Here is a 22,582-nt window from a genome sequence, read left to right as displayed (position 1 = left end):
CAACAATGAAAAACAATTTACCGCCATTTATCGAGATTTACCGCGCTCTGATTGCCACACCGTCGATTAGCGCCACGGAAGAAGCGCTCGATCAAAGTAATGCAGGTTTAATCACTATGCTGGCGGACTGGTTCAAAGAATTAGGCTTCAGTGTTGAAGTCCAGCCTGTTCCTGGTACGCGCAATAAATTCAATATGCTGGCAAGTATCGGACAAGGTGCAGGTGGTCTGTTGCTTGCGGGCCATACCGATACCGTACCGTTTGATGACGGACGATGGACGCGTGATCCATTCACCCTGACCGAACACGACAATAAGCTCTATGGCCTGGGCACGGCGGATATGAAAGGCTTCTTCGCCTTTATCCTCGATGCGCTGCGCGATGTGGATGTCGCAAAACTGAAAAAGCCGCTCTACATTTTGGCGACCGCCGATGAAGAAACCAGCATGGCGGGGGCACGCTATTTCGCTGAAACCACCTCGTTACGCCCGGACTGTGCAATCATTGGCGAACCGACCTCCCTGCAACCGGTTCGTGCGCACAAAGGTCATATTTCTAATGCGATACGTATTTTGGGGCAGTCTGGTCACTCCAGCGATCCGGCGCGTGGGATTAACGCTATCGAGCTGATGCATGACGCGATTGGCCACATCATGAAGCTGCGCGATGACCTGAAAGAACGTTATCACTATGAGGCGTTTACGGTTCCGTACCCCACGCTCAATCTCGGCCATATCCACGGGGGCGATGCCGCCAACCGCATTTGTGCATGCTGCGAACTGCACATGGATATTCGTCCGCTCCCGGGCATGACGCTCAACGACCTCAATGGGTTACTAAACGATGCACTGGCTCCGGTCAGTGAACGCTGGCCGGGTCGTCTGACGGTATCCGAACTGCATCCACCCATCCCTGGCTACGAATGTCCGCCAGATCATCAATTGGTGGAAGTGGTTGAAAAACTGCTGGGCGCGCAAACGGAAGTGGTGAACTACTGCACTGAAGCGCCGTTTATCCAGACGTTATGCCCAACGTTGGTACTCGGACCGGGTTCAATTAATCAGGCGCACCAACCAGATGAGTATCTGGAAACACGCTTTATTAAACCAACTCGCGAATTGATAACCCAGGTTGTTCATCACTTCTGCTGGCATTAATTTATATTGCCCGGTGGCGTAACGCTTTCCGGGCCAACAATCGCGTGCATACCAGGCTGCGATCGTTTTGTGCTCAGTTTTGTATATTCCCATAAGCATTTCTTATCTGGCAGGTTGTGAATTAACTTTCGTAAATTCCCGCCATTTATTCGTTTGCTGAACCGATTTCGCAGCAATTGACGTCAGGGGTTTTACGTGGCTTTATAAAAGTGAATAAAGTTGAGCCTGAAAGATTTCGCAGCGCAGCAAGACGGCAAGCAGGCACATCCCAGGGAGCATAGTGACCAGGGTGAGCAAACGCAGCCAATACCGCTGTGCGTGAAAGCTACAGGGCAATCAAATTAAAGATGGGGTGTCTGGGGTCATATGAACGAACAATATTCCGCGTTGCGTAGTAATGTCAGTATGCTCGGCAAAGTGCTGGGAGAAACCATCAAGGATGCGCTGGGAGAGAACATTCTTGATCGCGTAGAAACAATCCGTAAGTTGTCCAAATCATCTCGCGCTGGCAATGAAGCTAATCGCCAGGAGTTGCTCACCACGCTACAGAACCTGTCTAATGACGAGCTACTGCCAGTTGCCCGCGCGTTTAGCCAGTTCCTGAACCTGGCCAACACCGCCGAGCAATACCACAGCATTTCGCCAAAAGGCGAAGCTGCCAGCAACCCGGAAGTGATTGCTCGCACCCTGCGTAAACTGAAAGCCCAGCCCAACCTTGATGAAGCCACCATCAAAAAAGCAGTGGAGGCGTTGTCTCTGGAGCTGGTACTGACCGCACACCCGACCGAAATTACCCGTCGCACGCTGATCCATAAAATGGGTGAGGTCAATGCCTGCCTCAAACAACTGGATAACAAAGACATCGTCGATTACGAACGCCACCAACTGATGCGCCGCCTGCGCCAGTTAATCGCCCAGTCCTGGCATACGGATGAAATCCGTAAAATACGTCCCAGCCCGGTTGATGAAGCCAAATGGGGCTTCGCCGTGGTTGAAAACAGCCTGTGGGAAGGTGTGCCGAACTATCTGCGTGAACTGAACGAACAGTTGGAAGAGCATCTGAACTATAAGCTGCCCGTCGATTTTGTCCCGGTCCGATTCACCTCCTGGATGGGGGGTGACCGTGACGGCAACCCGAACGTGACGGCGGATATCACCCGTCATGTACTGTTGCTCAGCCGCTGGAAAGCGACCGACCTGTTCCTGAAAGACATCCAGTTTCTGGTTTCTGAGCTATCGATGGTCGATGCCACTCCGGAGCTCTTAGCGCTGGTGGGTGAAGAAGGGGCGGCAGAACCTTACCGCCACCTGATGAAAATGCTGCGTTCACGCCTGATGACGACCCAGGCCTGGCTGGAAGCGCGTCTGAAAGGCGAAAAATTGCCAAAACCTGCAGGCTTGTTGACGCAAAACGAGCAGCTATGGGAACCGTTGTACGCGTGTTACCAGTCTCTGCAAGCTTGCGGTATGGGTATCATCGCCAATGGCGAACTGCTCGATACCCTCCGCCGGGTGAAATGTTTTGGCGTACCGCTGGTGCGTATCGATATTCGTCAGGAAAGCACCCGTCATACCGAAGCGCTGGGCGAACTGACCCGTTATCTGGGAATTGGCGACTACGAAAGCTGGTCAGAAGCAGACAAACAGGCCTTCCTGATCCGCGAACTGAATTCCAAACGTCCACTGCTGCCACGCAGCTGGGAACCGAGTAACGAAACCCGTGAAGTGCTCGACACCTGTCGAGTGATTGCCGAAGCACCTTATGGCTCTATTGCCGCCTACGTTATCTCGATGGCGAAAACGCCGTCAGATGTGCTGGCCGTTCACCTGCTGCTGAAAGAAGCTGGCATTGGTTTTACCATGCCGGTAGCACCGCTGTTTGAAACGCTGGACGACCTGAACAATGCTGACGATGTTATGACTCAGCTGTTAAATATCGACTGGTATCGCGGTCTTATTCAGGGCAAACAGATGGTCATGATCGGCTACTCTGACTCGGCAAAAGACGCAGGCGTGATGGCGGCCTCCTGGGCGCAATATCAGGCACAGGATGCGCTGATCAAAACCTGCGAAAAAGCCGGCATTGAGCTGACGTTGTTCCACGGCCGTGGCGGTTCAATTGGACGGGGTGGCGCACCAGCCCATGCCGCGTTACTCTCCCAGCCGCCTGGCAGCCTGAAAGGCGGACTGCGTGTGACTGAGCAAGGTGAGATGATCCGCTTCAAATACGGTCTACCGGAAGTCACCATCAGCAGTCTGTCTTTGTACACGGGCGCAATTCTGGAAGCCAACTTGTTGCCACCGCCAGAGCCGAAAGATGCCTGGTGTCATATTATGGACGAGCTTTCAGATATCTCCTGCGAACTGTACCGTGGTTATGTTCGCGAAAACAAAGACTTTGTTCCGTACTTCCGCTCTGCAACCCCGGAGCAAGAGCTGGGTAAATTACCGCTCGGCTCACGTCCGGCAAAACGCCGCCCAACTGGCGGGGTAGAGTCTCTGCGAGCCATTCCGTGGATTTTTGCCTGGACCCAGAACCGCCTGATGCTTCCGGCATGGTTGGGTGCAGGTACCGCGCTGCAAAAAGTGGTTGAAGATGGAAAACAAAGCGAGCTTGAAGCAATGTGCCGCGACTGGCCTTTCTTCTCCACGCGTCTTGGCATGCTGGAAATGGTGTTCTCGAAAGCTGACCTGTGGCTGGCAGAGTACTACGATCAGCGTTTGGTCAAAAAAGAGCTCTGGCCGCTGGGCGAAGAACTGCGTCACCGTCTGGAAGCTGACATCAATGTGGTGCTGGCGATTGCCAATGACTCACATCTGATGGCCGACCTGCCGTGGATTGCCGAGTCTATTCAGTTAAGAAATATTTATACTGATCCGCTAAACGTTCTACAGGCAGAGCTTTTACATCGTTCGCGCCAGGCGGAAGAACAAGGTAAAGCACCGGATCCACGCGTTGAACAAGCGCTGATGGTCACTATCGCAGGTGTTGCTGCCGGTATGCGTAATACAGGTTAAGTTAATCCCCCGTCACCCTCGTGCTATTGCGCGGGGGTGACCTCGAAAACGCTTGTCATAACCACTTCATTTCAAATATATTTCCAGCCTGATTCATTCATTTCATGAATAAATCATCAACAAAACGCGATATTTACGTCGCGAAGCTTCAGTTCCTCTTAATATTTAGCCGCTACTCTTGGCGACACGATTAAAGACAGGCTCACACTATGCAATCCTTACAACTCCAGCCTAAACCTTTGTTTAGCTGGAAAGCCCTGGGTTGGGCGCTCCTCTATTTTTGGTTTTTTTCCACCTTACTACAGGCCGTTATTTATTTCAGTGGTTACAGCGGGTCTACCGGATTACGCGACTCTTTACTGTTCAGCTCACTGTGGTTGATCCCAGTATTCTTATTTCCAAACCGTATTCGCATTATCGCCGCCGTTATTGGCGTGGTGCTGTGGGCTGCTTCACTGGCTGCGCTGAGCTATTACGTTATTTACGGACAGGAGTTCTCGCAGAGCGTTCTGTACGTGATGTTTGAGACCAACGCAAACGAAGCCAGCGAATACCTGAGCCAATACTTCAGCCTGAAGATTGTCCTTATCGCATTGGCCTACACGGCAGTTGCTATTCTGCTGTGGACCCGTCTGCGCCCGGTCTATATTCCGTCACCCTGGCGTTATCTGGTGTCGTTTGCGCTGTTATACGGTCTGATTCTGCATCCGATGGCCGTTAATACGTTTATTAAACACAAACCTTTTGAGAAAACGCTGGATGGCCTTGCTTCACGTATGGAGCCAGCCGCGCCGTGGCAGTTTATCTCAGGCTACTATCAGTATCGTCAGCAACTGACCTCATTGAATAGCCTGCTGAATGAGAACAATGCGCTGCCGCCACTGGCTAACTTTAAAGATAACTCAGGTGATGCCCCGCGCACGCTGGTACTGGTGATTGGTGAATCAACTCAGCGTGGACGCATGAGTTTGTACGGTTATCCACGTGAAACCACGCCTGAGCTGGACGCATTGCACAAATCTGATCCTAATTTAACCGTGTTCAATAATGTCGTGACCTCACGTCCGTACACGATTGAAATCCTGCAGCAGGCGCTGACCTTCGCTAACGAGAAGAATCCGGATTTGTATCTGACGCAGCCGTCACTGATGAATATGATGAAACAGGCGGGGTATAAAACCTTCTGGATCACCAATCAGCAAACAATGACTGCGCGTAATACCATGCTGACCGTATTTTCTAAGCAGACGGACAAGCAGTTTTATATGAATCAGCAGCGTACCCAAAGTGCGCGCGAATACGACAGCAACGTGCTGGCTCCATTTAAAGAAGTCATGGCTGACCCGGCACCGAAAAAGTTCATCATCGTTCATCTGCTGGGTACGCACATTAAGTACAAATTCCGTTATCCGGAAGGTCAGGGCAAGTTCGATAATAATATCGACAACGTTCCTCCGGGTCTGAGCAGCGATGAACTGGAGTCATATAACGATTATGACAATGCCAATGTTTATAACGACCACATCATTGCTAGCCTGATCAAAGATTACAAAGCGACCGATCCGAACGGCTTCCTGCTCTATTTCTCTGACCACGGAGAAGAAGTATATGACACACCGCCGCATAAAACGCAGGGTCGAAATGAAGACAACCCAACTCGCCATATGTATACGGTTCCGTTCCTGCTGTGGACCTCTGAAAAATGGCAGGCCGCGCATCCACGAGATTTCTCCCAGGATGTGAATCGAAAATACAGCAGCTCTGAGCTTATCCATACCTGGTCTGATTTAGCTGGCTTCACTTACGATGGATTCGATCCGACCCGTGCTATTACCAACCCGCAGTTTAAAGAAACAACCCGCTGGATTGGTAATCCGTACAAGAAAAACGCCCTGATTGATTACGATACTCTGCCGTATGGGGATCAAATCGGGAATCAGTAATAGAACGCCTTATCCGGCCTACGATCCACTCAGTCCCGTAGGCCGGAAAGCGCAGCGCCATCCGGTAATTTATCACTTGAGACTCCCCGCTTTCGACGCTACTGTTTCCCTGTCTGCGATCTGCAAGGGATTAACATGTATCACGACATCAGCCATCTTCTCTCCCGCCTGATTAACGGCCCGACACCACTGTGCAAGGTGTATTTCCCCAGTACTAATGGTTCAATGCCAGAGCTGGCATATCAGGTTGATTTTCCGCGACTGGAGATTGTGCTGGAGGGCGAATTCACCGATAGCAGTGTTGCAGGCGCATCCACTACGTTAACGCCTTATGATGTTCTGTATATCCCGGCAGGTGGCTGGAACTTCCCACAATGGCAAACACCGGTAACGACACTGAGCATCTTATTCGGCAAACAGCAACTGGGTTTCAGCGTCGTACAGTGGGATGGTAAGCAGTATCAAAACCTCACAAAGCAACACGTCGCACGACGCGGGCCACGTATCGGTTCTTTCCTGTTACATACACTCAATGAAATGCAGATGCAGCCTCAGGAGCAGCAAACGGCCAGACTGATCGTCTCCAGTCTGCTCAGCCATTGTCGCGACCTGCTGGGAAGCCAGATCCAGACGGCGTCACGCAGCCAGGCGCTTTTTGAAGCTATTCGTGACTATATTGACGAACATTACGCCTCTCCGCTCACCCGGGAATCCGTGGCCCAGGCGTTCTACATCTCTCCAAATTACCTTTCGCACCTGTTTCAAAAAACAGGGACCATTGGCTTTAACGAATACCTGAACCATACGCGGCTGGAGCACGCAAAGACGCTGCTAAAGGGTTACGACCTGAAAGTCAAAGAAGTGGCCCACACCTGTGGATTTGTTGACAGCAATTACTTCTGTCGCCTGTTTCGAAAAAATACCGAGCGTTCACCTTCAGAGTATCGTCGGCAATATCACAGCCAGTTGACGGACAAGAAAGTTAGTCCAGAATAAGATGAGTATGTTGTGGTGCCGACAGTACTTTACGTACGGCACTCATCACCCGTTGAGGTTCCCGCAAAAAAGCGCTAATTCCCGACTGGACGTAGCGACTTTGCGTAAATCGCTCAGCACCTGCCAGCTCAATATCGGTAATCAGCAACACCACATCGGCGCGACTAATATCGTCTTCCGTCAAACGATTCTCCGTTCCCAGCGCCCCCTGAGTTTCAATCTTGATGTTCCACTTGTCCTGCTGAAAGAGTTTTTCCAGCCGCTCGGCAGCCATATAGGTATGTGCGACGCCGCTGACGCAAGCGGTCACTGCAACCAGATATCGAACAGATGCGACTGCCATATCAACCTCCTACGGTTACCTGAAATCCGGCGTCTTCTGCCATCTTACGCAACGTCGCCACCTCTTGTGCTGACGGGGCGGGCACATCCTTCATCGACCACTGCTGCCCAAGAAGGCGATATTTCGGCTCACCATACTGATGAAACGGTAGCAGATGTACTTGCTTTATATCTAATGATGACAATAAGGTCAGCGCACGCTGCATGTTCTCCACGCTGAGCGTAAAGCCCGGAATCAGCGGCAGACGAGGGATCACATTGACCCCCTCACCAACTAATAGCTGTAAATTCTTTAGTACGCGCGGCAGATTCATATTCACCACCTCGCGAGCCTGGCTTTCATCCATAATTTTAAGATCGAAAAGCACCTCATCGCATAACTTTGCCAGCGGGAGCAGACGACTGGCGGGAGCATCCCCCGCCGTTTCAATCGCGCACTGCACACCGTTGCGTCGCAGACGCTGTAAAAACCGGATGGCGAAAGCGGCCTGCATCAGTACTTCGCCACCAGAAAGCGTCACCCCGCCACCAGAGGTTTGAAAGAAAATATCATCTTTCATTACCTCACGTTCCAGCGCATCAAGGGAGATATCACGACCAATGTGCTCAAACGCGCCGGAAGGGCATTCATCGACATCTCGCAGACACGGCGCGCAGTGCAGACATTTACTCTCCCGCCGTACTGTTTCAATACGCGGGGAAATAGATTCAGGATTAGCACACCACGGGCAGGTGTGCGGGCAGCCTTTAAAAAAGACTACAGTGCGGATCCCCTGCCCGTCATTCAGCGAGTAACGCTGAATATTGAAAATGCGTGCAACCTCCTCGCCGGATATCTCCACAACCTCACAGTTGATGTGCGGTCCGGCGAATAATGTCATCCTGAATCTCCTTCGATAATTCGACAAAGAAAGCGCTGTATCCAGCCACGCGAACCACCAGTCCGGCGAAGTCCTGCGGACGCTGCTGGGCTTCCCGCAACGTATCGGCATTCACCACGTTAAACTGGATATGCTGTAGTTTAAGCTGGGTAAACGCCCGCAAGAAATCCGCCAGCTTGCGCAAACCAGCCTCACCTTCCAGCGTGGCCGGTGTGAACTTCACGTTCAATAACGTGCCGTTCGACAGCAGGGTGTTGTCCAGCTTACTAACTGACTTCAGCACCGCTGTCGGCCCCTGCATATCCTGACCGAGCATCGGCGATAAGCCGCCATCAGCCAGCTGCTCCCCGGCATAACGACCGTCCGGCGTCGCCCCAACGACCGATCCCAGCGGTACGTGTGCAGATACGGTATATGAACCGGGTGTAAATTGCCCACCGCGCGGATTCTGGTATTTTTCCACCTCTTTGCAATAATGACGCAGCAGTTCGGCACTGATGTTATCCACATCATCAATATCGTTACCGTATTTCTCAAATCGGTTAATCAGTCTGGCGCGAATTTTCTCGCCCTCCGTCGTAGCGAAATTACGCTTCAATACCGACAACAGCTCGTCAAAACTTAAGCGCTGCTGTTCGAATACCAGCCCATTAAGGGCATGCAGAGAGTCACTCAGGTTGGCAATACCGATCCCTTGTACGCCGGAGAAATTGTAACGCGCTCCACCATCGGTGATATCGCAGCCCTTCACCAGACAATCGTTAATAAACGAGGAGAGCAACGGTACCGGAGCCCAGTCACGATGACCGATGTCGCAAATATTACTCCCTTCCACCATCAGGGTAATGTAGTGGCTGATTTTGGCTCGAATGTGTGACAGCAGACCTCCGAACGTCAACTCGTGGTTACCCTCATTCTCATACAGGCTGATTTCCATCACTTTCAGCAAATTAAACATGGCAATATCGTGCAGACCGTAGGTTCTACCCGGGATCGACAGCTCCACACAGCCCACCACCGCGTAATCTCGCGCATCTTCCAGCGATACGCCCCGGTTCAGGAAAGCAGGCACCACCACTTCGTCGTTAAAGACTTGAGGAATACCGGTGCCCAGGCGGATGGTTTCCGCCGTTTTCATCAGGAATGGCGTATCAATTAACGCATTGGTGCGTACACCGAGATTTGGCTGTGGTAGTTGCACACTCTGGTAGGCATCAAGGCAGAGGAAAGAGAGCACGTTTACCGCACTGCGCCCGCTCTCCGTCAACCCACCAAGCAATGCGGTATACCCCGTCGGGAATCCGGCGAAGTAGCGCGCGCTACTGGTGGAACGCAGCAGCACGATGTCATTGCATTTCACCCACAGCGATTCGAGCAGCTCTTTTAAGAAGGCTGGATCGTCTCCCTGGGTCAGGGAAACCTGGTAAAACGGCAGCATATACTGATCAAAACGTCCCAGCGAGAGCGAGCTGGCATTGGATTCATACTGCAGAATGATGTTCATGTACCAGAACAACTGGCACGCCTGCCAGAAAGTTTGTGGCTTATGTTGCATGTTATGACGAGAGTTAGCAGCAATAGCGAGCAGTTCCTGACGACGATGCGCATCCGGACAGCTTTCCGCCATTTTCTCTGCCAGTGTGGCATAACGTTGAATGTGGTTTTGCGAGGCCTCAAGTAACAACAGCGCCGCCTGATAAAAATGGTTATCCGGATTCAGTCGACTATGTGTACGCATCTGCGATACCAGTTCACCCAACCCGTGTTTCAACAGGTGCGGATAATCAATAATGATATGCCCCTGTCCTTTATCCGTTTGGTTAATGCTAAAAATCTGTGTACTGACTGCCGCCTTCACCTCATCGGTCATCTGGCCGTTGATGAAATCTTTCATCGAGCGTTTTTCCCAGTAGGGAAACAACACCTCGCGATAGAGACGCTTATCTTCTTCGCTGATGTCAAAACGATCCTGCGGACGTGTCGGGAACTGATCCAGCTCCTTAAGCAACCAGTACGGGTCCATTTCCGGCGACATAATACCTGCTCGCGGCTTCACGGTACGGTTCCCGGCAATCAGCTCCTCATCACGAATCGATATTTCAACATGCTCAAGGATATATGCGGTTGCTTTAGCCCGACGCAGAATAACCGGCTCCCCTTCTGTCTGCTGATGGCTAGCGGTATACAGCTGCGCACGCTCGAGCGAAATCTCACGATGGTTTTTAAACAGAGCGGCTTTGAGGCGTTGAATACGATTCGTCATGAGGCAGGCTCCCTGGCATATAAAGTTACGCGGTTTGCGCCAAATGCGCGCCAATCTTGTTCATGATGGCATCGGCACGTTTTACCGCATCGCTAATGTTGACACGAACGATGGTTTTCCCCGCAAAGCGCTCCTCAAACTTGATACCGATATCTTTGGTCAGAATCACCATATCGGCATCTGCCACATCCGCTGCGGTCAGTTCGTTTTCCAGACCAATCGAACCCTGTGTCTCAACTTTTATCTCCCAGCCCCTGGCCTTCGCTGCGTTTTCCAGCGCTTCGGCTGCCATATAGGTGTGTGCAACACCAGAAGGACATGCTGTTACTGCGATAATTTTAGTCATAGCTCATTCCTCACTTAATTCGTTTCAAAATCTAAATCCAGATCGTCTTCATTCTCGTCAACCAGAGACACTTTCTTCCTTGCCAGGCTTTTCAGCACGTTAACGCAGACCGCCGTCACCACTGCCCCAACCACGACCGCCGCGATATAACCCAGTTTTCCTTCCACAACGGGCAGAACAATTAATCCCCCCCAACCGGCATAACACTGTGCGCCAAACAACGCGGCCGTTACTGCACCACAAGTCGAACCGACCATAATGGATGGAATTACGCGCAGTGGGTCAGCAGCAGCAAAAGGAATCGCCCCTTCCGTAACACCAACACACCCCATCACCAATGCGGCTTTACCCGCTTCGCGTTCTTCAGAAGAGAAATTTTTACGACTCATTAGCGTCGCTAGCCCTAATCCCAGCGGTGGTACACAGATCCCCACAGCCGCTATCGCTACCACGGTATAAACACCCTGCGCTACGCAAATCAGCATGAACGCATAAGCAACCTTGTTAATCGGGCCACCCATATCAAAAGCCAGCATCAGACCCATAATGACCGCTAACATCACGACACTGCCCTGCTGCATTCCCTGCAACCATTGCGTCAAATTGGCGGTTAACGCACCGACCGGTTCACCCAGTCCCCACATCATGATGCCCGCAGTAATAAAGGTGCCGACAATAGGAATAACAAAGATGGGCATTACCGAGCGCAACACCTTATGCACCGGAATCTTCTTCAGATAGTGAACAACAATACCGCCGATGACCCCGGCAATTAGCGCGCCAAAGAATCCAGCGCCAAAGCTGTTGCCCACCCAGGCACCAATCGCACAAGGTGCCAGCGCAGAGCGCTCGGCGATCGAGTACCCGATGTATGCCGCAAGAAAAGGCACCATTAAGGTCAGCCCAGCGACACCAATATCGAATAGCTTCTTGAGATTGGGATCGGTCACAGCATCCGGTACAGCTCCTTTGCCATACAGCATGACGGAGACCGCCAGTAAAATACCGCCCGCTACGACGAAGGGGATCATATGCGAAACACCTGTCATCAGGTGCTGACGGGTGTTTTTCAGGATCTGCACCAACTCTTTCATAAGTCGCTCCCGGGCTTTTTGAGGCCCATGTCCATAATGTTGTTGCGGAAACAATAGGCAATCCGATGCAGCGCAGACAGTGGATAAAAAGGCCATTTACTGGATTTTTGTAATATCAGTACAAAAATGCGATCCGCCTCATAACTTGCGGAATACCAGGAATTCTTAAATGGATTAAGACTTGTGAGGTATATCCCACTTTGAAACTTACATTACATTTGTCCAGTTTTTGACAGATTTGTCACATGGCAGGCCTGGGCATTGCCCTTTTATTCTGTAGTCAGAAATCGTTATGGGAGAGAGGCTATGGCCCTGATTGTGGAATTTACTTGTGAGCTACCCAATGGCGTACATGCCCGTCCGGCAAGCCACATTGAAACGCTGTGCAACAGCTTTATCTCACGCATTGAGTGGCATAATCTTCGCACTGACCGAAAGGGCAACGCCAAAAGCGCGCTGGCGCTAATTGGCACCGACACTCTGACAGGTGACAACTGTCAACTGCTGATCTCCGGTGCCGATGAGGAGACTGCTCACCAGAGATTGAGTCAGTGGTTACATGATGAATTCCCTCACTGTGATGCTCCGATGGAAGAGGTCAAAAACAGTGAACTGGAACTGCTTCCGACGTCACTAACGAATCTTAATCCTCAGCTTTTTCGCGCCAGGGCAGTCTGCAGCGGCAGTGCAGGCGGCATGCTGACACTTCTCTCTTCACTGGATCTTAACGCGCTCGGCGAACTCCCAACTGCCAACGATGTGGAAGCCGAGCAATCCATGCTCGATAATGGCCTGACGCTGTTGATGAAGAATATTGAGTTCCGCCTGCTCGACAGCGATGGTGCAACCAGTGCAATTCTGGAGGCTCACCGCTCACTGGCCTGTGACACCTCCCTGCGTCAACATTTGCTGACAGGCATTTCTCGTGGTTTAAGCTGCGCCCAGGCGATTGTCGAAAGCGCCAACCATTTCTGTGATGAGTTCACCCGCTCCAGCAGCAGTTATTTACAAGAACGCGCACTGGACGTACGCGACGTCTGCTTCCAACTTCTGCAACAAGTTTATGGCGAACAGCGCTTCCCGGCACCGGGCAAACTCAGCCAGCCAGCAATCTGTATGGCTGATGAACTCACACCCAGCCAGTTCCTCGAACTGGATAAAACATTCCTTAAGGGCTTATTGCTAAAAAGCGGTGGCACGACTTCCCATACGGTTATTCTTGCACGCTCATTCAATATTCCCACGCTAGTGGGCGTGGATATTGAAGCCTTAACGCCGTGGCAACAACAAACCGCCTACATCGACGGCAACGCAGGCGCGATCGTCGTCGCGCCGACTGAACCCGTTGCCCGCTACTACCAACAGGAAGCCCGCGTACAGGAGGCCTTGCGCAAACAACAGCGTATCTGGCTGACTCAGGAAGCTCGTACTGCAGATGGTATACGTATGGAGGTTGCAGCCAACATTGCTCATTCCGTGGAAGCACAGGCGGCTTTTGGCAACGGTGCAGAAGCCGTTGGCTTGTTCCGTACAGAAATGTTGTATATGGACCGCACCAGCGCTCCCGGTGAAAATGAGCTGTACAACATTTTTTGTCAGGCACTGGAGTCCGCACAAGGACGCAGCATTATTGTGCGGACCATGGACATCGGTGGTGATAAACCCGTTGATTACCTGAATATTCCAGCCGAAGCGAACCCGTTCCTCGGCTATCGCGCAGTCCGTATTTATGAAGAGTACGCTTCGCTGTTTACTACGCAGCTCCGGGCGATACTTCGAGCCTCTGCACACGGCAGCCTGAAAATCATGATCCCAATGATCTCCTCAATGGAAGAGATCCTGTGGGTCAAAGAGAAGCTGGCAGAAGCCAAACAACAGTTGCGTAATGAACATATCCCGTTTGATGAGAAGATTCAGCTCGGCATCATGCTGGAAGTACCATCAATAATGTTTATCATCGATCAGTGTTGCGAAGAAATTGATTTCTTTAGTATTGGTAGCAACGACCTGACCCAGTACCTGCTGGCGGTCGATCGCGACAACGCCAAGGTTACGCGCCACTACAATAGCCTGAATCCAGCTTTCCTGCGCGCTCTGGATTTCGCGGTACAGGCGGTACATCGTCAGGGTAAGTGGATTGGCCTGTGCGGTGAACTTGGCGCAAAAGGATCGGTGTTGCCGCTACTGATTGGCCTGGGATTAGATGAAATCAGCATGAGCGCACCATCCATTCCTGCCGCCAAAGCACGGATGGCGCAACTGGACAGCCGCGCCTGCCGCCAGTTACTGAATCAGGCGATGGCCTGTCGCACCTCGCTGGAAGTGGAGCACTTGCTGGCCCAGTTCCGCATGTCTCAACAGGATGCCCCGCTGGTTACGGCGCAATGTATTACTCTGGATAGCGACTGGCGCAACAAAGAGGAAGTGATCAAAGGAATGACTGACAACCTGCTGCTGGCAAATCGTTGTCGCTACCCGCGCAAGCTGGAAGCCGATCTGTGGGCACGTGAAGCGGTCTTCTCCACTGGATTGGGCTTTAGCTTCGCCATTCCGCACAGCAAGTCTGAACATATTGAACAATCCACGATTAGCGTGGCGCGCCTGACAGCACCTGTACGCTGGGGTGATGAAGATGCACAATTCATCATCATGCTTACGCTCAACAAACACGCCGCCGGTGACCAGCATATGCGTATTTTCTCACGCCTGGCGCGCCGCATTATGCATGAAGAATTCCGCAACGCACTGGTTAACGCGGCATCTGCCGATGCTATTGCCAGCCTGCTGCAACACGAGCTTGAACTTTAAGAGGGTATTTATATGGAACTGTATCTGGATACCGCCAACGTGGCGGAAGTTGAACGTCTGGCCCGCATCTTCCCTATCGCAGGTGTGACCACCAACCCGAGCATTGTGGCGGCAGGTAAAGAGCCCATCTGGGACGTACTGCCACGCCTGCAAAAGGCCATTGGCGAAAATGGCGTTCTGTTTGCCCAGACGATGAGTCGGGATGCGGATGGCATGGTGAAAGAAGCCAAACGCCTGAGCAACGCGGTACCGGGCATCGTGGTGAAAATTCCGGTCACTTCCGAAGGTCTCGCAGCTATCAAACAATTGAAAAAAGAAGGCATTACAACACTCGGCACTGCCGTATACAGCGCGGCGCAGGGACTGCTGGCAGCGCTGGCCGGGGCAAAATATGTCGCACCGTATGTTAACCGTATTGACGCTCAGGGCGGCGACGGTATCCGCACTGTACAGGAGTTGCAAACATTGCTGGAGCTGCATGCACCAAACAGCATGGTGCTGGCAGCCAGTTTTAAAACGCCACGTCAGGCACTGGATTGCTTACTGGCAGGATGTGAGGCAATCACCCTGCCATTAGATGTAGCGCAACAAATGCTCAACACCCCTGCGGTAGAGTCAGCAATAGAGAAGTTTGAGCAGGACTGGAACAACGCATTTGGTCACATCAACCTGTGAAGAGGATTAAAGTATGGATCGCATAATTCAATCACCTGGTAAGTACATCCAGGGGGCAGATGTTATTACCCGTCTTGGCAGCTATCTCAAACCACTGGCAGAACGCTGGCTGGTCGTTGGGGACAAGTTTGTCTTAGGTTTTGCACAACCCGCTGTAGAAAAAAGCTTCCATGATGCCGGTTTATCACTGGAAATCGTGCCATTTGGCGGTGAATGTTCACAAAACGAAATCGACCGCCTGCGCGGTGTGGCTGAACAAGCGAAGTGTGGCGCGGTTCTCGGTATTGGCGGTGGTAAAACGCTGGATACCGCGAAAGCGCTGGCTCACTTTATGGACGTGCCCGTCGCCATTGTGCCAACCATTGCTTCAACCGATGCGCCATGCAGCGCGCTGTCCGTGATTTATACCGATGCTGGCGAATTCGATCGCTATCTGCTGCTGCCCAACAATCCAGACAGGGTTATTGTTGACACCAAAATTGTGGCGGGCGCACCGGCGCGTCTGTTAGCTGCGGGTATTGGCGATGCGCTGGCGACCTGGTTTGAAGCACGCGCCTGTTCACGCAGTGGCGCCACCACGATGGCGGGTGGTCAGTGTACTCAGGCTGCGCTGGCGCTGGCTGAACTGTGCTACAACACGCTGATTGAAGAAGGCGAAAAAGCCATGCTTGCCGCCGAGCAGCATGTGGTTACCCCGGCACTGGAACGCGTCGTTGAAGCCAACACCTATCTGAGCGGCGTTGGTTTTGAAAGCGGTGGTCTGGCTGCCGCGCACGCAATCCATAACGGCCTGACGGCAATCCCGGATGCACATCACTACTACCACGGAGAGAAAGTGGCTTTCGGCACGCTAACGCAACTGGTACTGGAAAACGCACCGGTAGAAGAAATTGAAACCGTCGCCGCATTGTGTCATTCCGTTGGTCTGCCGATTACGCTGGCGCAGCTGGACATCAAACAGGATATTCCAGCCAAAATGCGCATAGTGGCACAAGCAGCCTGTGTCGAGGGCGAAACAATTCACAACATGCCTGGCGGTGCGACACCCGATCAGGTTTATGCCGCCCTGCTGGTGGCAGACCAGTACGGTCAGCGTTATCTGCAGGAATGGGAATAAAATCTGACCAAGACTCCCGGCTCACGCCGGGAGTCTTTTTGAATGTCCTTCCTGTCGCTTCATTTTCCATCCGCCTGCGTTTTCCGGCTCACAAGCGCTAACGCCAGTACAATCAGCACAATGCCGCCGCCTTCAATCGGTCCTGGATTTTCACCAAGCAACCACCAGGAAAACAGCACACCGCATACTGGCACCGCCAGCGTACTTAAACTGGCAATGCTCGCAGGAAGATTTTTCAGCACAAATAACCACAGGCTCCAGGCCAGCGCAGTGGCCAGAATGGCGCTATAGGCCAGTGCCCAAAAGACAATAGGTTGCCAGTTAACTTCCGGTTGGGGCACCCACCAGGCAACGACGCTCATGACCAGCGCGGCATACAGCATTTGCCACGCCGTGAGTGAGAGCAAATCAATCCTGGGATGACGAGCGTACATTCGCTTGGCGACAATTGCGCTCGCCCCCCAGCTCACACCGGAAAGGATCGCCAGCAACGCACTTTTCATCGAGGTGAAATCAAGCTGCCACGGTTGCATCACCAGCACCAGTCCAACAGCGGCAATGCCGATTGCCGCATATTGCATACGTCGAAACCGCTCCCCCAGAAACAACGCCGCCAGGATCACCACCCAGAATGGCATGGTATAAGTGAGGATGGCGACCTTTCCCGCCCCGCCGCTGACCAGCGCCCATTGCGCCAGTCCGATCATGCCACAGGTCTGTAACAACGCTATCGCCAGGGTAAATTTAAACGGCGTCGGTCTTAATCCACGACCACGCAAGAGCAAAACAAGAAATAAGACGAGGGTGCCGAAAATACAGCGAAGAGATGTAAAGTCGAACGCGCCAATATAGCTCGTGACTTGCTTCATGAAGATCCAGCTATAACTCCAGATAAGAGTGAGAACGAGAAGACCACTGACAGCCAGTGGGTTGCTCTTTCCTGAGGCAGACATGATAAATCCCGTAGAGTGACGTTTCCTTTATGTACTATACCTTAAATAATTCGAGTTGCAGGAAGGCGGCAAAGGAAGAAATCCCCAGGGGCATAGATAACTATGTGACTGGGGTTTCTGAGTGTAGCCAACACACCGGCAACTTGAAGTATGACCGGTATATACGCCTCAAAAAAAACTTCAGCGACTGCCGGGAAGCAGCCGCTGAAGTGTTAGACGTTGAGATTACAGCAGATCAAAACGGTCCAGATTCATCACTTTCACCCATGCCGCGACAAAGTCCTTCACGAACTTCTCGTGGGCATCGCTGCAAGCATAAACTTCTGCCAGTGCACGCAGTACCGAGTTAGAACCGAATACCAGATCGGCGCGGGTAGCGGTGTATTTCACATCACCGTTCAGGCGGTCGCGCCCTTCAAACAGTTCTTGCGACTCATCCACCGCTTTCCATTCGTTGCGCATATCCAGCAGATTGACGAAGAAATCATTGCTGAGCACGCCAGGACGATCGGTAAAGACGCCATGCTGGCTACCATCAAAGTTGGTTCCCAGCACACGCATACCGCCCACCAGCACGGTCATTTCCGGTGCGGTTAACGTCAGCTGCTGCGCTTTATCAATCAGCAGCGATTCGGTGGTTGATACGTCAGGACGGGAACGATAGTTACGGAAGCCATCGGCAATCGGCTTCAGCAATTCAAACATCTCAATATCGGTTTGATCCTGACGCGCATCCACGCGGCCTGGAACAAAAGGTACAGTGATACTGACGCCCGCTGCACTTGCTGCCTTCTCCACACCGACAACACCGGCCAGCACGATAATATCGGCCAACGAGGCTGTATGGGCAGATTTATAGATACCTTCCAGCACAGGCAGAACACGTGCAGCAGTGGCATTCACATCCCAACCACGTTGTGGATTCAGCGCCAGGCGAGCACCGTTAGCACCGCCACGTTTGTCACCACCACGGAATGTAGAAGCCGAAGCCCACGCCACCGATACCAGCTCGCCTACGGAAAGTCCGGAAGCCGCGATGGTCGCCTTCAGGTTAAGAATATCTTCTTCGCTTGGGTTGAAGAACGCATGCGGCAGCGGATCCTGCCAAATCAGATCTTCTTGTGGTACTTCCGGTCCAATGTAACGCGCTTTCGGCCCCATATCACGGTGCGTCAGTTTAAACCACGCACGGGCAAAAGCTTCGTTGAACGCCTGCGGATCGTTAAGGAAACGACGAGAGATTTTCTCGAACTCAGGATCAAAACGCAGCGTCAGGTCGGTGACCAGCATCGTCGGCTTACGTTTTTTCGACGGATCAAACGGATCAGGAATGATTTCTGGCGCATCAACCGCTTCAAACTGGATAGCACCAGCCGGGCTGCGAGTTTGTACCCATTCGTATTTGAACAGGTTCTCGAAGAAATAGTTGCTCCACTGGGTTGGTGTTTGCGTCCAGACCACTTCCAGACCAGACGTGATAGCATCTGCGCCCGCACCGCTACCATAGCTGCTGGCCCAGCCTAAACCCTGTGCTTCAATCGGTGCTGACTCTGGGTCGGCCCCGACATGTGACGCAGGTGCTGCACCGTGAGTTTTACCCAACGTATGACCACCACCGATCAGCGCTACGGTTTCTTCGTCGTTCATCCCCATGTTGCCGAATGTCGCACGAATAGCTGCAGCTGCAGAAAGCGGCTCACCGCTGTGATCCGGACCTTCCGGGTTTACATAGATAAGCCCCATCTCGGTCGCGCCCAATGGCGCTTTTGCCAGCTCTTCAGGGTGGCGGTGAGTCAGCCAGGCTTTCTCATCACCCCAGTTTACGTCAAGATCCGGTTCCCAGACGTCTTCACGACCAGCACCAAAACCGAAGGTACGGAAACCTGAGTTTTCCAGCGCTACGTTACCCGCAAGGATAAACAGATCAGCCCAGGAAATTTTCTGACCATATTTCTGCTTAACTGGCCACAGCAGACGGCGTGCCTTATCAAGACTCACGTTGTCCGGCCAGGAGTTCAGTGGTGCAAAACGCTGCTGTCCACGACCCGCTCCACCGCGTCCATCAATAGAGCGATAGGTACCTGCGCCGTGCCATGCCATGCGGATAAATAAACCGGCATAAGTGCCCCAGTCAGCGGGCCACCACGGTTGAGATTCGGACAGGAGGGCTCTGAGATCCCCTTTCAGGGCAGAATAGTCGAGTTTGCTAAATTCTTTGCGGTAGTTAAAGTCCTCACCCAGTGGGTTCGAACGGTTGGAATGTTGGTTCAGCAGATCTACACGGAGTTGATTAGGCCACCAGTCGCGGTTGCTCGTTCCTGCTCCCGCGCTCTGGTCGTGACCGCCTTGATGAAAAGGACACTTACCGGCAGTTGATGCGTTATGGTTATCGTCGGACATGCTCATCTATATGCTCCCTTTACAGTGTTCTGACTACGATATACACCACCAGAGATAAGATATAGTCGAAATAACCCACAGATTCGATAGCTAATTCCTTTTATATTTTAAGTTACAGAGATGTAGATCAAAATGATCAATAAAAAGCCCTCCGTAGAGGGCTGGGGCATCTGTTTAATTCGGTCTTACACCCAGCGTGTGGCAAATAGCGTAGCTCATTTCCGCACGATTGAGGGTATAGAAGTGGAAATCTTTCACCCCTTCACGACTTAAAATCTTCACCATATCCATGGCGATATTCGCCCCAACCAGCTTACGGGTCTCGGCATCGTCATCCAGGCCATCAAACATTGTCGACATCCACGCCGGAATGCGAACGTTAGTCATGTCAGCAAATTTTTTCGCCTGCTTAAAGTTAGAAACCGGCAGAATGCCCGGGATAATCTCCACATCGATCCCCGCAGACACACAGCGATCGCGAAAACGCAGATAGCTTTCCACATCAAAGAAAAATTGGGTGATCGCGCGGTTCGCTCCGGCATCGACCTTACGCTTCAGGTTGAGCAAATCAGCCTGTGCGCTTTTCGCTTCAGGATGCACTTCCGGATAAGCCGCAACTGAGATATCAAAATCTGCGACATCTTTCAGCAAGGTCACCAGATCAGAAGCGTACATATCCGGCTTACCACCACCTGCCGGCAAATCACCGCGCAGAGCAACAATATGACGAATACCGTTGTTCCAGTAATCCTGAGCAATAGTGCGCAACTCATCACGGGTAGCATCAATACAGGTCAGGTGCGGAGCCGCTTCGAGGCCCGTGCGATCCTTAATTCCCTTAATAATGCTGTGCGTGCGGTCACGCTCACCCGAGTTTGCACCATAGGTGACGGAAACAAACTTAGGTTTCAGACTGCTCAGACGATCGATGGAGTTCCACAGGGTTTGCTCCATTTCACTGGTGCGCGGCGGGAAAAACTCGAACGAAACGTTAATCTGACCCTGCACTTCTGCCAGGCTCTGATTCAGGGCTTCCCGCTGGTTGGCGTGAAAAAAGCTCATACCTTACCTCATCAATCTTTTGTCGTTATATGTTGTGTTGTGAACTGCTATACGTTTAGACGTCTAGATGTAAAAATGACGGAAAAGCGCAGTGACGTCAACTGAAAAATCATTGTGGAAGGTGAGGAATACTCAGCGAAGGTGAAATAAATTCATTCTGGTTTGCTGGCAGAAGAGATTTTATCAACGCCGGGAGCCATTTCAGGCGATCTTCCTGCCCTGGTGATATCACCAGACCAGTGTTGATACGCAAATCACAGCCATTCAGCGGGCAAAAAGTCACGCCCTGACGCTGAATAGCCGCAAAAGAGGCGGGGAGAATACTCAGGCCATCGCCATGCGCAATTCGGGCTAACAAAACATCATGTTCAAGAGGTTCTTCAATGCAGGCAGGAGAATAACCTGCGCGTCTGAATATCTGGTGGGTATAGTCGAAAAAGGCCGGATTACGCTCTCTCTTAAACCAGAACAGCGGCCTGTGATTGAGCGTCCTCAGTGACAGCGATTTCTCAGCCGCTTCTGGCCAGGAGGCTGGCAACGCGGCAATCAGCGGCTCATGCCAGGGTAAATCCGTCACCGTAACCCCCGCCGTTTCCAGCGGTAATGCCACCAGCGCAGCATCCAGTTTACCCCGGCGTACCTGCCGCACCAGTTCGGTCGACGCGTGACGTACAATGTGCAGCGTCTCGACACGCTCAACCAAATGCGACTCAAACGATGCAAATATACCTTGCTCAAACGCAGTGCTTAACCCCAGTCGTAGCCCTTGCCCATCCGCTTTCGCCAGTTGGCTCAACGCAAGATAGGTTGTGTCCTGTAGCGTCAGCAGCGGGCGAACCATCTCCAGTACACGCAACCCATCTTCCGTCAGCGAGAGTCCACGGCTATGACGGGTAAAAAGCGTCACCCCCAGGCGAACTTCAAGCTGGCGAATATGGCGACTGAGCGGAGGCTGCGACATAAACAGGCGCTGTGCCGCACGGCTCATGTTGTTCTCTTCCGCTACCACGACGAAATAGCGTAGCAGGCGGATATCCAGAGAATTAAGCGGTTGGGTTGTCATACCGAAAAGGTATCACGAAAACGGTATTATCTATAGAAACGCCCACAACCTATCCTCACGTCATACACCAGACAAACGAGGGATAAACCATGTTTTCAGAACGCTATATTACCGGACAAAAAATGCTGCAACAGGTGGATGGCAAAAGCGGCGACGCAGTGCTGGAAAGCCTGAAAGATATTGCGCCAGATTTCGCCCGCTATCTGCTCGAATTTCCTTTCGGTGATATCTATTCCCGACCGGGACTCGATTTACGCAGTCGGGAAATTGCGACCGTCGCCGCATTAACCGCTCTTGGCAACGCGACGCCACAGTTGAAAGTACACATTGCCGCTGCTCTGCATGTTGGATTAACGCAGGAAGAGATCATTGAGGTGATAATGCAGATGGCTGTATATGCAGGTTTTCCAGCCGCGCTGAATGGCCTTTTCGCTGCAAAAGAGGTCTTTTCAGCTCACGAATAG

The 22,582-nt window shown here is 52.1% G+C and carries 17 protein-coding genes; 8 read left to right on the top strand and 9 right to left on the bottom strand.

What is annotated here, in order from left to right; genetic code table 11:
• Positions 1–5 precede the first annotated feature (5 nt).
• From argE to SK36_RS22755, 4 genes are all read left to right on the top strand, one after another.
• Positions 6–1,157, top strand: a complete 1,152-nt coding sequence (argE, locus tag SK36_RS22770; RefSeq protein WP_045449364.1) for an acetylornithine deacetylase — start codon at positions 6–8, stop codon at positions 1,155–1,157.
• A 366-nt stretch (positions 1,158–1,523) separates the two neighbouring features.
• Positions 1,524–4,175: a phosphoenolpyruvate carboxylase gene (gene ppc, locus SK36_RS22765; RefSeq protein WP_045449361.1), complete on the top strand. Its 2,652-nt coding sequence runs from the start codon at positions 1,524–1,526 to the stop codon at positions 4,173–4,175.
• A 209-nt stretch (positions 4,176–4,384) separates the two neighbouring features.
• The gene (locus SK36_RS22760) at positions 4,385–6,118 is read left to right on the top strand and encodes a phosphoethanolamine transferase CptA (protein WP_045449359.1); all 1,734 of its coding nucleotides are present in this window, start codon (positions 4,385–4,387) and stop codon (positions 6,116–6,118) included.
• A 135-nt stretch (positions 6,119–6,253) separates the two neighbouring features.
• Entirely contained in the window at positions 6,254–7,114 is an 861-nt protein-coding gene (locus SK36_RS22755; protein WP_045449357.1) for an AraC family transcriptional regulator, read from the top strand.
• Here the strand turns inward: SK36_RS22755 and SK36_RS22750 are convergent.
• Genes SK36_RS22750 through SK36_RS22730 form a run of 5 tightly spaced genes read right to left on the bottom strand, consistent with a single transcriptional unit; the run spans position 7,101 to position 12,040 of the window.
• Positions 7,101–7,457 (bottom strand): PTS fructose-like transporter subunit IIB, encoded by a 357-nt coding sequence (locus SK36_RS22750; protein WP_045449354.1) that lies wholly within the window; start codon positions 7,455–7,457, stop codon positions 7,101–7,103. The two genes, SK36_RS22755 and SK36_RS22750, sit on opposite strands and share 14 nt — an antisense overlap.
• Position 7,458: 1 nt before the next feature.
• Complete coding sequence (locus SK36_RS22745; RefSeq protein WP_045449352.1) at positions 7,459–8,337, bottom strand: [formate-C-acetyltransferase]-activating enzyme; 879 nt, start codon at positions 8,335–8,337, stop codon at positions 7,459–7,461.
• The gene (locus tag SK36_RS22740; RefSeq protein WP_045449351.1) at positions 8,303–10,600 is read right to left on the bottom strand and encodes a formate C-acetyltransferase; all 2,298 of its coding nucleotides are present in this window, start codon (positions 10,598–10,600) and stop codon (positions 8,303–8,305) included. Before SK36_RS22740 ends, SK36_RS22745 begins: the two co-directional genes overlap by 35 nt.
• 25 nt (positions 10,601–10,625) lie before the next feature.
• Positions 10,626–10,946, bottom strand: coding sequence for a PTS fructose-like transporter subunit IIB (locus SK36_RS22735; protein WP_045449349.1), 321 nt, complete (start codon positions 10,944–10,946; stop codon positions 10,626–10,628).
• A 14-nt stretch (positions 10,947–10,960) separates the two neighbouring features.
• Positions 10,961–12,040, bottom strand: a complete 1,080-nt coding sequence (locus tag SK36_RS22730) for a PTS fructose transporter subunit EIIC (protein WP_045449347.1) — start codon at positions 12,038–12,040, stop codon at positions 10,961–10,963.
• Positions 12,041–12,346: 306 nt separating this feature from the next.
• Here SK36_RS22730 and ptsP point away from each other — a divergent pair, with 306 nt between their 5' ends.
• From ptsP to gldA, 3 genes are read left to right on the top strand one after another with little or no spacing between them, the layout of a single operon-like run.
• Entirely contained in the window at positions 12,347–14,848 is a 2,502-nt protein-coding gene (gene ptsP, locus SK36_RS22725) for a phosphoenolpyruvate--protein phosphotransferase (RefSeq protein WP_048223409.1), read from the top strand.
• Positions 14,849–14,860: 12 nt separating this feature from the next.
• Positions 14,861–15,523: a fructose-6-phosphate aldolase gene (fsa, locus tag SK36_RS22720; RefSeq protein ID WP_045449343.1), complete on the top strand. Its 663-nt coding sequence runs from the start codon at positions 14,861–14,863 to the stop codon at positions 15,521–15,523.
• A 13-nt stretch (positions 15,524–15,536) separates the two neighbouring features.
• The gene (gldA, locus tag SK36_RS22715; RefSeq protein WP_048223407.1) at positions 15,537–16,640 is read left to right on the top strand and encodes a bifunctional L-1,2-propanediol dehydrogenase/glycerol dehydrogenase; all 1,104 of its coding nucleotides are present in this window, start codon (positions 15,537–15,539) and stop codon (positions 16,638–16,640) included.
• A 59-nt stretch (positions 16,641–16,699) separates the two neighbouring features.
• Here the strand turns inward: gldA and SK36_RS22710 are convergent, their stop codons facing one another.
• From SK36_RS22710 to SK36_RS22695, 4 genes are all read right to left on the bottom strand, one after another.
• Entirely contained in the window at positions 16,700–17,593 is an 894-nt protein-coding gene (locus tag SK36_RS22710) for a DMT family transporter (protein WP_045449339.1), read from the bottom strand.
• A 225-nt stretch (positions 17,594–17,818) separates the two neighbouring features.
• Positions 17,819–19,999: a catalase/peroxidase HPI gene (gene katG, locus SK36_RS22705; RefSeq protein ID WP_048223404.1), complete on the bottom strand. Its 2,181-nt coding sequence runs from the start codon at positions 19,997–19,999 to the stop codon at positions 17,819–17,821.
• A 168-nt stretch (positions 20,000–20,167) separates the two neighbouring features.
• Positions 20,168–21,055, bottom strand: a complete 888-nt coding sequence (gene metF / locus SK36_RS22700) for a methylenetetrahydrofolate reductase (RefSeq protein WP_045449335.1) — start codon at positions 21,053–21,055, stop codon at positions 20,168–20,170.
• 109 nt (positions 21,056–21,164) lie between these two features.
• Entirely contained in the window at positions 21,165–22,118 is a 954-nt protein-coding gene (locus SK36_RS22695) for a LysR family transcriptional regulator (RefSeq protein ID WP_048223402.1), read from the bottom strand.
• A gap of 89 nt (positions 22,119–22,207) precedes the next feature.
• On the opposite strand from SK36_RS22695, the gene SK36_RS22690 reads away from it, so the two are divergent.
• Entirely contained in the window at positions 22,208–22,582 is a 375-nt protein-coding gene (locus SK36_RS22690) for a carboxymuconolactone decarboxylase family protein (protein ID WP_045449331.1), read from the top strand.

The organism is Citrobacter sp. MGH106 (assembly GCF_001037495.1).
Lineage (GTDB): Bacteria > Pseudomonadota > Gammaproteobacteria > Enterobacterales > Enterobacteriaceae > Citrobacter > Citrobacter murliniae.
Note: the sequence above shows the minus strand (reverse complement) of the source record. Positions and strands in the feature narration are given on the sequence as shown.

What these genes read in the sequence shown, in the direction of transcription:
- SK36_RS22755 (WP_045449357.1), top strand. Translation starts at nt 6,254, where the DNA reads ATGTATCACGACATCAGCCATCTTCTCTCCCGCCTGATTAACGGCCCG.
- gldA (WP_048223407.1), top strand. Translation starts at nt 15,537, where the DNA reads ATGGATCGCATAATTCAATCACCTGGTAAGTACATCCAGGGGGCAGAT.
- SK36_RS22695 (WP_048223402.1), bottom strand. Translation starts at nt 22,118, where the DNA reads ATGACAACCCAACCGCTTAATTCTCTGGATATCCGCCTGCTACGCTAT.
- fsa (WP_045449343.1), top strand. Translation starts at nt 14,861, where the DNA reads ATGGAACTGTATCTGGATACCGCCAACGTGGCGGAAGTTGAACGTCTG.
- katG (WP_048223404.1), bottom strand. Translation starts at nt 19,999, where the DNA reads ATGAGCATGTCCGACGATAACCATAACGCATCAACTGCCGGTAAGTGT.
- ppc (WP_045449361.1), top strand. Translation starts at nt 1,524, where the DNA reads ATGAACGAACAATATTCCGCGTTGCGTAGTAATGTCAGTATGCTCGGC.
- SK36_RS22690 (WP_045449331.1), top strand. Translation starts at nt 22,208, where the DNA reads ATGTTTTCAGAACGCTATATTACCGGACAAAAAATGCTGCAACAGGTG.
- ptsP (WP_048223409.1), top strand. Translation starts at nt 12,347, where the DNA reads ATGGCCCTGATTGTGGAATTTACTTGTGAGCTACCCAATGGCGTACAT.
- SK36_RS22760 (WP_045449359.1), top strand. Translation starts at nt 4,385, where the DNA reads ATGCAATCCTTACAACTCCAGCCTAAACCTTTGTTTAGCTGGAAAGCC.
- SK36_RS22740 (WP_045449351.1), bottom strand. Translation starts at nt 10,600, where the DNA reads ATGACGAATCGTATTCAACGCCTCAAAGCCGCTCTGTTTAAAAACCAT.
- argE (WP_045449364.1), top strand. Translation starts at nt 6, where the DNA reads ATGAAAAACAATTTACCGCCATTTATCGAGATTTACCGCGCTCTGATT.
- SK36_RS22730 (WP_045449347.1), bottom strand. Translation starts at nt 12,040, where the DNA reads ATGAAAGAGTTGGTGCAGATCCTGAAAAACACCCGTCAGCACCTGATG.
- SK36_RS22750 (WP_045449354.1), bottom strand. Translation starts at nt 7,457, where the DNA reads ATGGCAGTCGCATCTGTTCGATATCTGGTTGCAGTGACCGCTTGCGTC.
- SK36_RS22745 (WP_045449352.1), bottom strand. Translation starts at nt 8,337, where the DNA reads ATGACATTATTCGCCGGACCGCACATCAACTGTGAGGTTGTGGAGATA.
- SK36_RS22710 (WP_045449339.1), bottom strand. Translation starts at nt 17,593, where the DNA reads ATGTCTGCCTCAGGAAAGAGCAACCCACTGGCTGTCAGTGGTCTTCTC.
- SK36_RS22735 (WP_045449349.1), bottom strand. Translation starts at nt 10,946, where the DNA reads ATGACTAAAATTATCGCAGTAACAGCATGTCCTTCTGGTGTTGCACAC.
- metF (WP_045449335.1), bottom strand. Translation starts at nt 21,055, where the DNA reads ATGAGCTTTTTTCACGCCAACCAGCGGGAAGCCCTGAATCAGAGCCTG.